The sequence below is a fragment of the Bacillus sp. L_1B0_5 genome, from assembly GCF_000836715.1.
Lineage (GTDB): Bacteria > Bacillota > Bacilli > Bacillales > Bacillaceae_G > Bacillus_A > Bacillus_A thuringiensis_S.
Genome location: NZ_JXIS01000045.1, coordinates 28,941 through 41,060 on the forward strand (window position 1 = coordinate 28,941; position 12,120 = coordinate 41,060).

Genomic DNA, 12,120 nt, shown 5'->3' on the forward strand with positions numbered 1-12,120 from the left:
ATATAATGTGTTACTAATATAAAAAAGCACCTTAAAGGTGCTTTTTTATATGCATGCTGGGCATGTCAATGAATCTCCATTTTCATCTATTGTTATATTCAATATATATTGAATTGCTTTATGTGACCAAGTTTCAGGTGTAGGTGATTCATTTATATATTGTGGCGCACATGACTTCAGCATTGGAGTGCTAATACTCCCTCCAGGATCTAAAGCAACTACAGCCATGCCATGGGGTAATTCCAGTGCCATAGATTTAGTGATACCTTCAATTGCAAATTTCGAGGCACAATATGGCGCAAGCTCAGCTTCACCTTCTCTCCCCCAACTAGAACTCATATTAATGATAATTCCTTCTTTCCTAGCTACCATTGCGGGAACAAACGCTCTTATTACATTTACTACACCATTCACGTTTACATTCATTACATTTTCGAATTCTTGAGCCGTAATTTTCCAAAGTTGTGCATTTTGATTTACAATCGATGCATTATTTATTATAAGATCGGGAGCCGTATGTCTATTAAGTATATAATTTGCCCAATTGTTAACTTGCTGAGAATCTGAAACATCAATTACTTGGAAATCATGTATTTTACTGTACTGTTTTTTCAGTTCTTCAATTTTATCTTTTGAACGTCCACAACCATATATGTTCCACCCTAATTCATGAAATCGATCAACCATCGCACGTCCTAGCCCTTGTGTCACGCCTGTAATAATTACAGATTTACTAATTTCTTTTCGCTTCATTTCTCTCATCCTCCTTCCCTATATCTTACTCTCTTCATTTTTATTCAGCCATTTACTAAAGTATCAACTCAACTCATACTTTAGTAATGGTTTTGATATTGCATACATAAACAAAAAAGTAACCATCATGGTTACTTTTTGCTATATATCTAAAAATTCATTGTTTATTTCATTATTGTTTTTACATTTCAACTTCTCTTTTCCACATTTCTCACATTGATACATATAAAGTGAAACTTTAATCAGTGAGGGTTTTGTTCATCCTCCACTGATTATTAGTTGAACCAATCGAGCTGCCCGGCAAATAGCGGGATAAACTACACCTAGTGTACTTTTTCAAAAATTTTCATTATCCTGCATCTTAATAAAAATATATTTATGTTTACAATGCGATTCACTCAAATAATTTTCAAACCACTTTTTCAACACAACACATTCCATCCTTATGATAGAACCTTTATTTAGCTGCCTTATTACATACTTTTATTTAAATATTCAATCTCATGTTGCAATTTTTTAAATTGCTCAAAATGCATGGTAATAGATTGGCTACTACCATAATCAACATTTTGTTTCACTAATATAACACCCGTATCATGAAAAAGCGCTTCAAGTTCTTTCCTAATAGACACTTTCGCAATATGAGCTGTTTTAATTGCAGATAAAATTGCAATTTCATTAAACTTTAATTTTATTTCATTTGGACAAAATGCGTCTTCAACTAATATAACTTCATTACTATAAATTAGTGCAACAAGATTACTTGATTTGGCATCTGTTAAATCAACTTTTTTCATAATATCTTTCATTACATTTTGCCTCCTTTATTTTCGTATATATCAATTATACAAATTTTTTTAAAAAATTACTCAACTTTATTATATTAATTTTAACACACTTTTATTGAAATCCATGCTCCAAACGTTTTACTGTTCCACAATTTTTATTATATGAACCATCTGGACTATACCTCCATATAGTAATGTTAACAACTTATTATAAAGCAGGTGAAAATTATGCCATCAGTTGTAGGGAATTTAGTTGTACAAAATAGTAATGGTTCATTTAACTTAGGTGATTTCTACAACGTTTCTCCGAAAGAAAATACGAAAGCTTATAATGGTTCCGGCGCATCAAACGTTGGCTTTGTTGTTAATACTTTTAGCGGTGTTAGTGCGACCAATACATTTGATTCTGACCTTGCAGATCAAAACCAAGTGGGTACAGCCTAATCTTATGTTCAACTTTCTGTATAGAAAATTTAAATTTGTCTATACTATAATCAGGCTGTTTGACAGCTCTTGTTGATTTTGGAGTACCCTATCTTTTTCTCCCTTTCCCTGGGGCTCAGCAGCTAGCACGAAGCTAGCTGCTTTTTCTTGTATTATTTGTTTCATAAATCAGAAATAAAAGAAGCTGCCATTTAATATTCAGCTTCTTTTACGTTATTTCAATAATATCCATAGCGTTAAATACATAAGTTTTATAAAAGGCGTCTGTACAAATTACAATTTGTTTTACCGGATTGATATGTACAACTGTCATATAGCTTGTTAATATGTAGCCATCTTCAAAATATGTTACCAATATTTCTTTCTCAGACAGTAATGACGTTAATAATTTATCAGAAATTCTCTCTTTTGCTTCGTTTGTTAAAAGCGGTTTTTGTACTTTTAATTTCTCTCCAATAATCTTTCTCATATTTAAAAGTTGTTCGGACATTACTGTAAACGGAACCCACTCTCTTTCTTCTTTTTGTATCTTTACATCGTTCATTTTTTATCTCCTTGATCATTTATACATTTATTTAGCCATACTATCCCTTAGTTATTTTTAATACTCACTAAACTCGGATTTACTTCTAAACTATAATTAGGTTACCCTCTCAAAAGAACATTCGTTCTTATCATACACGAACTTACGTTCTTTTGAGAAGAGCCATACTTATTATTTTTTAACAAAAAACAAAATTTTAATTATCTCCATACTTTTTTCCTTTATCAAATAAACTTCTCATTTTTTATGTAAAATGCATATAACAACTAAAAGGCGACTTCACACAAAGTGAAATCGCCTGTTTCTAAAAAATATTTCAAATTTTATTTTTCTATCCTAACTAATGTTCTTTCTGGAATACATAATTCATCTATATTAAAATGATTTATTTTTAATTTCAATTCCCCTACTCGTTCCTTATCTTCATCACCAACCCAACAACTAAATAATTCGAAATAGTCTCCATCTTCCGAATAACCTTCCATAATCTTGCATAAAGTTAAAATTTTTTCTTTCGCTTCTTTTTTTCCTTTACGTTTTGCCACTCGACAAGTTCAATTCCCCAACTAGTTGAAACCTCATATGTGTAATTTGTTTGGAATTGATACTCATGTACAATTTCAAGCATACTTTCATCTGCAAAACACGGTCCAAAAACAATTACATCATTAGAATCTGGATCCGTTAACGGAATTTCTACATTACAGCCTATGTAACTTGCTAAACTCATTTTATACTCCTCCAATATTCGTATAAAAATACTTCATAGTATATTTATTTACTTAAATATAAAATCCCTGCCTAAACAAAAAAGTTTTAAATTTTTTCGTTTATTAACCATCTATAACTGAAAACATATGCTATGATGAACGAACTCACAAAGCATAAGAAAAGAGAGCATTTACAACACTCTCTTTTCTTACATACTCTATGAAACTTTACAAAACTGAATCAGTGATTTTTATTATTACATTTCATTACATATACTTAGGTTGTACTATTATATGTAACTCTCTCTCTGTATCCGCTTTTTTCGGATGACGAAAATAATTAAGTTCGTACTTTAACACTTTATACTCAACAATCCCGATTTTAATCCCTTTCGTTTCTTTTAATATAGCTAATAAATCACTTACATTTTCATCATATGACTCAAAAATTTTCGCGCCGCCCTCTCCTTGAAAGATTACTTTCATATATTCTCCCCACCTTAATTTATTGATGTGGTAAATGACGCGTTTAAAACGATTCATTCTTTATCCTAAAATTTTCACACCAAAAAGAACATCCTTTCCATTCGAATGCTCAGCTTTTTACTAATTATCCATGTTAAATATTTATTCAAAAACATTATATGTATTATTTTTCAAATTATGTTCGATATCCATTATTAAAGGATAAATATATGTAACACCCTTGCATAATGAAAACCGTATAATATACACTTTCGTTGAAATAATTATAGCACCTTTAATTACCATCCATAATTTCCCATTGTAATTCTTAATATTTAAATGTAATATTGTATTGTCTTACTATCTATTTATAACTCACACACTAATTAGAAAAGGGAACTCTATATGAGTTCCCTTTTCTAATTATGATTACAATCATTATTTCTTTTCTAGAAATTTAAATGTATCTTTAAATTCTTTATTATTCACTTTAATATCAGCATCTTTCAATAAATCATTGACTACTTGTTGTTTCCATTTACCTGTCGTATCTTGTAGTCTTTGTTGTTCTAAATCTTTACGAATTTTTTCCTTTACTTCATCAAATGGCTTTAATTCTTTTTTATCCGTCACTTTAATAATATGGTAACCATAAGTTGTTTTAACTGGATCACTTACTTGGCCTGCATCTAATTTATACGCAGCTTCCTCAAATTCTTTCACTGTTTGTCCAGGAGCAAAACCAGATATTTCCCCACCCTGTTCCTTTGACCCAGTATCTTCTGAATACTGTTTTGCTAAGGCAGCAAAATCTTCACCATTATTTACTTTCTCCTTTACTTCTTTAGCCGTTTTTTCATCTTTCACTAAAATGTGACTTACTTTCATTTCTGGTTTATAGTTATCTTTCACATCTTTTTCTGTGACTGTTGCTTTAATCGCTTTCTCAAATGCAATTTCTGGCTTCATTTTTTCTTTTAATTCATCTTCATTTTTCAATCCAAGTTGTTCTAAAGTCGATTTAAAGTTCTCACCCATTTTATCTTTTGCTTCTTCTACTTTCTTTTTTGCTTCCTCATCCGAAACTTTATATTTATCTAACAATGCCTTACTTAACATCATTTGATATAAAGTACTTTCTCCATATTGTTGTCGTAATTCTTTACTTAATTCTTTCTCTGTAACATTTCCTACTTTTGATGTTACTACGTTGTCTGAGGAACCGCATGCAGATAATGCTAGCATCACGCATGAAATAATTGTTCCAATAAATATTTTTTTCTTTTTCAATTCAAATACCTCACTTTTATCATTATGCAAATTAACTATACACAGGCATTGTGAAAACAGTGTGTTTTCTACATGTAATTCATTTCATATGAGTTGACTATGTATCATGCATTTCCATTTCCAAACATAAAGAGTCTTCTTACTATTATGTATAGTAAGAAGACTCTTTACATACACCTCAAAAACAATACGACTGCTATAGTTACTTAATACTTACATGTTCTTCAGGTATCCAACGATTCTGCCCGATATCTACTGCATTTCCCACTCTACCCCACACTCGAAAAGATGTCGATCCATCTATAGTTCCTTTATAATTCATACATTCAGGCTCTTCATAATAATTTACTCTGTAGCCAACAGGATATTTCGAAGTTGTATAAAACCATTTCACCTTAAAATGTTTTAAATATGCCCACTGCTTATCGTTCCCTAAACAAATCATATCTTGCTCACCGCCTCCCCAATAACCTGTTAAGATTAAATATGGAATTTTCTGAGTGAGTGCACCTGTAAATTGAGGATTCATGGGGTTTTCATATAAATTTATTCCGTATCCATCAGGATATTTCGAAACTGCAATACCAATGCCATTCGGTTGCTGTGTATACACTATGTTAGGTTGATTTGCTTTGTTCGAATCTATAAACCAAGAAAGTGACTTATTTCCTACTAATCGATTCAGATCACATTTCCCAATCCCAGGAACATTCCCTGAATCCGTATATTGCCAAATATCACATGGATATGCTGGCTTATTCCCTCCATAACGAGGAATCCATACGAAATCAGCTTCCATATTACGTGCTCCAAATGATAAATACGTGTGATGCCCTACATATAATCCTACTTTTTCCGCACCTAAACGGCGTAATTCATCAATAAATGCCTGTGTCCCGCCTTGCATATCTGCCATCGTTTGAACTTCTACGTCCGCCACCCAAAACTTAGCTGATTGATCACCACGATTCCAAAAATCTTGTGCCTCTTTCTTTGCATCAGCAATAGATATAAAACGGCAAAAAGCATAATTACCAAATGGGATACTATGCTTTTTCATTTCACTAACATAGTTTTGATACATAAAATCCACCGTATTAGAGCCATCTTGAACTCTAGCTATCACTAAATCTAGCTGAGATGCTGCAATATCCCAATTGATAGTTCCATTCCATTTTGAAATATCTACAATATAACCCATACATTCCAGCTCCTTTTTAATGTCCTATTCATAGCTTGCTTTATTGTAAGCCTCCCCTCTCTGAAACTAGCTATCTATAATATAAATAAAAAGAATCTTTACTGTTTTTAAAAATATATTCTCTTTCAGAAATATTTCTATTAGTTTTAACATATTTGCCACATAAAATATTTGAAATACACCCTACTATTCATTTGTTATGTAATCTCGTCCTATCAATCATTTTTACGGATATTAGAAAAAATCCTCCTACATTATTAAATTAAAATTTCCAATATCAATTCCCTTTCAACTAAAAAATTCATCCCTCATTTTCTATATATTCTTAAGTCAAAATTACTATCTTTACATGCTGAGATTTAGAAAAATTTTAATCAACGGGATATTAGCTAAAAAAACGACTTTGATACATATAAAAAGACATTTTCTATTCATGAAAATGTCTTTCTACAGTTTAATAAAATAACTTTGGTGCTAAATCTGCATTTTGCAATTCTTGATTTTCACTACTCATAACACAACTTGTGGAAAATAGAATTGGGATATCACAAATCTCATCCTGCATAACATCATGAAATACATTTGCAGCAACACCTGTAAACGTTTGACATAAATTTGAAATATCATCATTAAAAAATTGAATCACTTCGGCTTTAAACACCGGAAAGACAACATTAGATCCGCCAGGGAACTGAGGCTGTACCACAACTTGATCAAAATAAGGATTATTTTCTAGTGCTACTAGAAATAAATGTGCAATTTCAAAAGCATCTAGTGGACAAGGTACTGGATTTACGATTTGATTTTCATTATTCGTTACAATAACTGTCACACTTACGTTCCCAAATTCTACAAAAGATTTTAGAAGCGTTGCTAACGCTATCGCTTTTTCATTACTTAACGCATGCACTAAAATAATAAAATTCCCACCAACTGGAATAAGTGGACCAACTGTAACAGTTGGATCAGCGCCTATTGAATTTACCAATTTATTAAAATATGTGATCCACGGTGGTGAAAGCTGAGGTTGAGCTTGTACATTTTCTTGCATTCTTTTATTACCTCCTCATACAATTCTCACTACCATAATATGTATTAGGACAAAAAATGCATTAGATAAACTACTCATTTTTCATATTATATTAATTAAACATTTCATATAGTATTCTCAGTTTTTTTTCACATGTTTAAGTACTTATATGGCCATAAGGCTCTATACTATAATCAACTTAACTAAGATTTCATACTATATAAATACACCTTAATAATTATTTAAATAAAGAGGTGACGCATATATATTATGGAATATTAGGAGCTGATTTCGTGAAAAAAAAACCTATCATATTTAAAGTTCCACCTAATTCAAAACTAAAAGTTACATTTTTCGGTCCTTGTAACGAAGTAATTACAAATGTGTCTATAATTAATCAACTATGCACCCCTAAATGTCAGACTATCACGCAATACCCAGACTTTAAGAAATATGTAACTGAAGTACGATCGCTATCCCGTTGTTAGTCCGCATAATGTACGATTTTCACAACTTTGTTACCTAAAATAACTGAGAAAGAAAATAACTGCATTCCTAAACTAAAATTACTCATTTTATGATATTCCATTGATAATTTATTGATTCTTTACACTTTTTCATTAAAGGAGCATATATTATTGTATGGAGATTATCCACTCATAAAACCTATCTTTCTTTGGAGCGTACTTTTTATGTATGCTCTTTTTTTATGTAACCTTCCCCTTCTAAATTGACCTACAATATATTAAAATTCTTTATATACTCAAGGAGGTCAAATATGTTCAAGCTGCATCCAATACTACTCATCTTAGGATTGATTTTGTTTTTATATAGTGTAATCGTCTTTATGTTATTCTTTTCAGTGTATTAGCATTCCCTACACAAATCTATGTTCAATATATAATTTCTATATAGTAAAAAAAACGTAATGATACGATCTTTTATGTATTCCATCTTTCTTGTTCTATAAGAAAACTAGTAAACTTACTAACACTGAGTTTTCACAAGCATGTTACTTATTTACGTATTATTTTGTTCATTATCTGAAGAAGGTTGAAGCATCTAAAAATTAAACTACACTTTACCTATTTACTTATATATTTTAGAAAAACAATAATAATCCCCCACCATTTGGTAAGGGGATTAACTAAACCTACTAAAAAACATTTGATGATCTGCTTTATTTAATTGGAGAAGGAAATCTTGCTGCTTCAAAGTGAACCGTATTTACACCATTAACATTTTGTACAATTACGCCCGCAATACTACTTTCTGCAAAAATTTCAACTAAATCTCCTGCTTCTAATTGAAGAATAGTAGTTACGGAAACATCATTATTAAAAAATACTCCTGTTCCAAAGAAATCATTATCTATCGCTATTGCTGGATTTCCATTTACACGAATTTCTACTCTAGCTCTGTAATTCACATTAAAATCATTTGGAGAAAATGTTATATTTCCTAATACACTATATACCCCTCTAGTTTTCGGAGTAAAAATGGATGTTACTGGATTATATTCATTCGCTAGATCAAATTGTTCATTTTGAAATAATACTTTAATAGGAGTATTTGCTAGAACAGGTTGATTAACTGTATTCACTGCTCTAAATGCCGATGCCCTTACAAGCTCCTCTTTCTTATCATCACAACACTTCACCTTTACATGCTTCCTATCACATTTACTACTTTTCCTATAACAATCATGACTTTCCTTTTTGTAATCTTTACAATACTTACAGTAATAATAAGTCATAGTAAGTCCCCCTTTACATTAATTATTACAAAGTATGCAATATAGATTAGAATAGTTTGGACGACCTGTTACTACTTTTCATAGAGTAAAAAACCCTCACCATTTCGGTGAGGATTTACCTTTAAGCTTCTGTAAACTCATTGTTTAATGACTTTATTTAATTGGAGAAGGAAATCTTGCTGCTTCAAAATGTGCACCATCTTCTAAAGGACTTAAAACTCCATCTATACTACTTTGTGCATAAATCTCAACTTCATCCCCTGCATTCAATTGAACAATCGTCGAAACACTTACGACATTTCCAAAACTTATTGGACCAAAAAAGTCATTATCTATTGCTATCGCTGCGTTTCCATTCACACGAATTTCTACACGTGCTCTATAATTTAAAGTTGGATCGTTTGGAAAGAAACCAATCGTTCCAATAATAGAATATACACCTTTAGTCTTCGGCATAAAAATAGATGTTGCTGGATTATACTCATTCGCTAAATCAAATTGTTCATTTTGAAATAACACTTTCACAAAAGTATTAGCAGGAACATTTTGATTCACAGTATTTCTAGCTCTAAATGCCGATGCTCTAACAAGATTGTCCTTGTTATCATGACACTTACTAGTGTTCTTACAACAATCATGATGCTTCTTTTTATACTCCTTACAATACTTACAGTAGTAATAACAAGACATACTAATTCCCCTTTCAAACTTATTACTACATATTATGTAAGCTTGATTTATAAGGTTTGGACTAGCTATTTTTATTATTCATAAGGGCGCTATTAACCTGCACCCTTATTTATATACACCACTTCATTCCTTACTAGTTATAAGTTGTATACAGTCCCATATGGAATAGTCAGAAAAGAACTTCCGTACGGTGTAACTTGATGTACTGGGTAAAAATACTCTACGGATGAATAATACGGTTGTACACCTTGCTGCTGCATTTGCAATTGTTGTTGCATTTGCAATGCTTGTTGAATAGCTTGGACTGTACTTTGTGCTCCACTATACGTTATAGATGTACCATAAGCTGGTCGCATACCAGCTTCAGAATTAAAATATGAATAAAACATTATTTTCAGCTCCCTTCCCGTATAATTTATTACAAATTATATTATGATTCATTATTTCAGTGGGTACTATAAAGCTAGTCCGCTCGATTATATTCAAATGACAAAATAAAAAAGTAGCTGCTAGACTACTTTGAATTCTTCTTATCACCAAATGAAATGATATACATATTCTCCCGTTACACGCTCATTAATTCCCGCAACCCTAACGAACCTAAGTAAATCCGCTCCTTGAAGGAAATATACCGAAATCGTAACCGGTACTTGTGACCACATAAATTGATAAAGCTCATTCACTCTCTGATTCGTCGTAACGATTAAATCATTTACAGGTCCATGATTCCATGCAGAGGTTTGAACTGAAGTGAAAGAAAGGTCTTTCCCATTAACCACTATTCTTGATACGCTTTGAGTTATGTCCACAATAATCCCCTCCAACATTACAAAAATTGGACCTTTTTTAGTTCATATTATTATAAATATTCTTGACTGCAATAAATGTTTAAGGCAAATCCCTAATAAAGTGAAACTTTAATCAGTGGGGGGCTTACTGCCCGTTAATGCAGGATAATTTTTTTATTCATATCCCTCAATTCCCATTACAACCATATAATTTCTAACCTGATTCAATTTTTGTAATTAATATAAAAAGGCATCTTAATTAGATGCCCTTTACTTATCTTCCACTACAATTCTACTGTTAAAATAGCAACGCCAAATCCGATGCAAACCAATCCTATCAATATGAATAGCAATTGGAATCCCCATAAATCACTGATTATTTCTATAATATGCACCAGCACAATAATAATAAAATCTTTAAACCCACTGAAACCATCTTCCTTTGTCTCTCTGATTCCATCAATTACAGTCAGACAAACAATAAAAATACCTAAACCAATTAACATAAAACCTAATACAAGCATTCATATATCCTCTTTTTTCTTTTATCTCGCATTAACGAACATTTCCACATTAAAATTCAGTACATACGGGGAAGTTAGATAAAAAATTAACTACCCGTAAAACCTGATTAGTGTGTACTAATAATTAAAGGGAAGGCCCTCCTCTTCACTTTATATTATCATGAAAAGATATGAGCTTCGGAGTTATTTCTTTATAGAATAAAAAATAGCTAATTCACTACTTAAAAAGTAAAAAAGCATCAGATTGACTAGTATGTAGATGGTTAAATGAATGTAAAATGTTTTTAAATTATTTACTCTTTTTTTAGTTTGGCAGTAACTCTCATCTCGTCCCATCTTTATACACCACTTTCTTAATCACACTGAACGCAATATTCAATTGATTAGTTTGTCATTTCGTTACCTCCAATTAACGCTTTTGTTCAATGTAGTTATTTTCTTGTATAATAAAAGTTAATTAATCTAGAAGGGACTGAATTATGCGCAGATATCAATATTTTTAATCTACCTATCATTACAACATAACGGAGGTAAAAGTATTGATTACAGAACTACACTCACAGAGATTATATTTAAGGAAAATGAAAGCATCTGATTCACTAAGTATGTTTAAAATATGGTCTGATCCTGATGTTACTAAATTCATGAATATAAGTAATTTCACTGATGAGAACCAGGCAAAAGATATGATTCAATTCCTTAACGAACTCGCTCAAAATAATAAAGCTATACGTTTTACTATTATTGAAAAAGAATCTAATCACATTATCGGTTCATGTGGCTATAATTCCTTAGATTTTGAAAACTCAAAGACTGAGATTGGCTATGATATTTCAAAAACATTTTGGGGTAAAGGATATGCACCTGAAGCAATATCCTCTTTATTAGATTATGCTTTTACACATCTAAAACTAAATCGTGTTGAAGCAAAAGTTGAACCTGCAAATGTAAATTCCATAAAAGTATTAGAAAAATTAAACTTTACTTTTGAAGGTACTCTGAGAAAGAGCGAAAAATCAGCTGGAAAGCTTATCGATTTAAATATCTATTCGAAATTAATAAGCGATTAATTTTAGTCACTCTGCCCATACTCAATCAAAGTGTGGGCTTCTTTAATTTCTGTATAAAATTCAAAAG

General features: G+C 31.2%; 17 protein-coding genes and 2 pseudogenes. 3 read left to right on the forward strand and 16 right to left on the reverse strand.

The features are described from left to right. Positions 1 to 45: 45 nt before the first annotated feature. The 3 genes and pseudogenes from RT27_RS14665 to RT27_RS14670 all read right to left on the reverse strand — a co-directional run bounded on the left by RT27_RS14665 (position 46) and on the right by RT27_RS14670 (position 1,562). Positions 46 to 753, reverse strand: coding sequence for an SDR family oxidoreductase (locus tag RT27_RS14665; protein ID WP_016081735.1), 708 nt, complete (start codon positions 751 to 753; stop codon positions 46 to 48). Positions 754 to 894: 141 nt separating this feature from the next. Continuing rightward, positions 895 to 1,182 (reverse strand): annotated as a pseudogene (locus RT27_RS36230) (hypothetical protein). A gap of 44 nt (positions 1,183 to 1,226) precedes the next feature. Continuing rightward, on the reverse strand, positions 1,227 to 1,562 hold the full coding sequence (locus RT27_RS14670) for a hypothetical protein (protein ID WP_016081736.1): 336 nt from the start codon (positions 1,560 to 1,562) through the stop codon (positions 1,227 to 1,229). A 207-nt stretch (positions 1,563 to 1,769) separates the two neighbouring features. Here RT27_RS14670 and gerPF point away from each other — a divergent pair, with 207 nt between their 5' ends. Next, on the forward strand, positions 1,770 to 1,985 hold the full coding sequence (gene gerPF, locus RT27_RS14675; protein WP_001141569.1) for a spore germination protein GerPF: 216 nt from the start codon (positions 1,770 to 1,772) through the stop codon (positions 1,983 to 1,985). A 208-nt stretch (positions 1,986 to 2,193) separates the two neighbouring features. On the opposite strand, the gene RT27_RS14680 is transcribed toward gerPF, so the two are convergent. The 7 genes from RT27_RS14680 to RT27_RS14710 all read right to left on the reverse strand — a co-directional run bounded on the left by RT27_RS14680 (position 2,194) and on the right by RT27_RS14710 (position 7,246). Then, positions 2,194 to 2,529 (reverse strand): YolD-like family protein, encoded by a 336-nt coding sequence (locus tag RT27_RS14680; RefSeq protein ID WP_001999741.1) that lies wholly within the window; start codon positions 2,527 to 2,529, stop codon positions 2,194 to 2,196. Between the two features lie 323 nt (positions 2,530 to 2,852). Further along, positions 2,853 to 3,074, reverse strand: coding sequence for a hypothetical protein (locus tag RT27_RS35775; RefSeq protein WP_043936528.1), 222 nt, complete (start codon positions 3,072 to 3,074; stop codon positions 2,853 to 2,855). Next, positions 3,029 to 3,259 carry a hypothetical protein gene (locus RT27_RS35780; protein ID WP_042968896.1) on the reverse strand — a complete coding sequence of 77 codons (231 nt, stop codon included), beginning with the start codon at positions 3,257 to 3,259 and terminating at the stop codon, positions 3,029 to 3,031. The genes RT27_RS35775 and RT27_RS35780 overlap by 46 nt, the downstream gene beginning before the upstream one ends. Before the next feature lie 247 nt (positions 3,260 to 3,506). Further along, the gene (locus RT27_RS14695) at positions 3,507 to 3,725 is read right to left on the reverse strand and encodes a hypothetical protein (protein WP_000864277.1); all 219 of its coding nucleotides are present in this window, start codon (positions 3,723 to 3,725) and stop codon (positions 3,507 to 3,509) included. Between the two features lie 417 nt (positions 3,726 to 4,142). Beyond that, on the reverse strand, positions 4,143 to 4,994 hold the full coding sequence (locus RT27_RS14700) for a peptidylprolyl isomerase PrsA (RefSeq protein ID WP_000727352.1): 852 nt from the start codon (positions 4,992 to 4,994) through the stop codon (positions 4,143 to 4,145). A 202-nt stretch (positions 4,995 to 5,196) separates the two neighbouring features. Further along, on the reverse strand, positions 5,197 to 6,195 hold the full coding sequence (locus RT27_RS14705; protein WP_029442240.1) for a glycoside hydrolase family 25 protein: 999 nt from the start codon (positions 6,193 to 6,195) through the stop codon (positions 5,197 to 5,199). Between the two features lie 454 nt (positions 6,196 to 6,649). Continuing rightward, positions 6,650 to 7,246, reverse strand: coding sequence for a hypothetical protein (locus tag RT27_RS14710; protein ID WP_016081741.1), 597 nt, complete (start codon positions 7,244 to 7,246; stop codon positions 6,650 to 6,652). Positions 7,247 to 7,518: 272 nt separating this feature from the next. On the opposite strand from RT27_RS14710, the gene RT27_RS14715 reads away from it, so the two are divergent. Next, positions 7,519 to 7,713, forward strand: a complete 195-nt coding sequence (locus RT27_RS14715; protein WP_043936529.1) for a hypothetical protein — start codon at positions 7,519 to 7,521, stop codon at positions 7,711 to 7,713. A gap of 692 nt (positions 7,714 to 8,405) precedes the next feature. Here RT27_RS14715 and RT27_RS14720 read toward each other — a convergent pair. The 6 genes and pseudogenes from RT27_RS14720 to RT27_RS33445 form a co-directional block, all read right to left on the reverse strand. Continuing rightward, positions 8,406 to 8,981: a hypothetical protein gene (locus RT27_RS14720; protein WP_043936530.1), complete on the reverse strand. Its 576-nt coding sequence runs from the start codon at positions 8,979 to 8,981 to the stop codon at positions 8,406 to 8,408. A 153-nt stretch (positions 8,982 to 9,134) separates the two neighbouring features. Further along, positions 9,135 to 9,671: a hypothetical protein gene (locus tag RT27_RS14725; protein ID WP_001278088.1), complete on the reverse strand. Its 537-nt coding sequence runs from the start codon at positions 9,669 to 9,671 to the stop codon at positions 9,135 to 9,137. Positions 9,672 to 9,808: 137 nt separating this feature from the next. Further along, entirely contained in the window at positions 9,809 to 10,060 is a 252-nt protein-coding gene (locus RT27_RS14730; RefSeq protein WP_029442238.1) for a DUF3947 family protein, read from the reverse strand. Positions 10,061 to 10,204: 144 nt separating this feature from the next. Further along, the gene (locus RT27_RS14735) at positions 10,205 to 10,480 is read right to left on the reverse strand and encodes a hypothetical protein (protein WP_000355695.1); all 276 of its coding nucleotides are present in this window, start codon (positions 10,478 to 10,480) and stop codon (positions 10,205 to 10,207) included. A 263-nt stretch (positions 10,481 to 10,743) separates the two neighbouring features. Beyond that, positions 10,744 to 10,983 carry a hypothetical protein gene (locus tag RT27_RS14740; RefSeq protein WP_029442237.1) on the reverse strand — a complete coding sequence of 80 codons (240 nt, stop codon included), beginning with the start codon at positions 10,981 to 10,983 and terminating at the stop codon, positions 10,744 to 10,746. Between the two features lie 231 nt (positions 10,984 to 11,214). Then, positions 11,215 to 11,319, reverse strand: a pseudogene (locus RT27_RS33445) (2TM domain-containing protein); the annotation flags it as partial. Positions 11,320 to 11,522: 203 nt separating this feature from the next. On the opposite strand from RT27_RS33445, the gene RT27_RS14745 reads away from it, so the two are divergent. Continuing rightward, a complete protein-coding gene (locus RT27_RS14745; protein ID WP_000627261.1) occupies positions 11,523 to 12,053 on the forward strand; it encodes a GNAT family protein in 531 nt (176 codons plus the stop codon). Positions 12,054 to 12,120: the final 67 nt, after the last annotated feature.

Bases quoted from the DNA above. Each gene is read 5' to 3' on its own strand.
- RT27_RS14720 (WP_043936530.1), bottom strand. From the start codon at position 8,981: ATGACTTATTATTACTGTAAGTATTGTAAAGATTACAAAAAGGAAAGT.
- RT27_RS35780 (WP_042968896.1), bottom strand. From the start codon at position 3,259: ATGAGTTTAGCAAGTTACATAGGCTGTAATGTAGAAATTCCGTTAACG.
- RT27_RS14665 (WP_016081735.1), bottom strand. From the start codon at position 753: ATGAAGCGAAAAGAAATTAGTAAATCTGTAATTATTACAGGCGTGACA.
- RT27_RS14695 (WP_000864277.1), bottom strand. From the start codon at position 3,725: ATGAAAGTAATCTTTCAAGGAGAGGGCGGCGCGAAAATTTTTGAGTCA.
- RT27_RS14680 (WP_001999741.1), bottom strand. From the start codon at position 2,529: ATGAACGATGTAAAGATACAAAAAGAAGAAAGAGAGTGGGTTCCGTTT.
- RT27_RS14670 (WP_016081736.1), bottom strand. From the start codon at position 1,562: ATGAAAGATATTATGAAAAAAGTTGATTTAACAGATGCCAAATCAAGT.
- RT27_RS14705 (WP_029442240.1), bottom strand. From the start codon at position 6,195: ATGGGTTATATTGTAGATATTTCAAAATGGAATGGAACTATCAATTGG.
- RT27_RS14730 (WP_029442238.1), bottom strand. From the start codon at position 10,060: ATGTTTTATTCATATTTTAATTCTGAAGCTGGTATGCGACCAGCTTAT.
- RT27_RS14725 (WP_001278088.1), bottom strand. From the start codon at position 9,671: ATGTCTTGTTATTACTACTGTAAGTATTGTAAGGAGTATAAAAAGAAG.
- gerPF (WP_001141569.1), top strand. From the start codon at position 1,770: ATGCCATCAGTTGTAGGGAATTTAGTTGTACAAAATAGTAATGGTTCA.
- RT27_RS14740 (WP_029442237.1), bottom strand. From the start codon at position 10,983: ATGCTTGTATTAGGTTTTATGTTAATTGGTTTAGGTATTTTTATTGTT.
- RT27_RS14710 (WP_016081741.1), bottom strand. From the start codon at position 7,246: ATGCAAGAAAATGTACAAGCTCAACCTCAGCTTTCACCACCGTGGATC.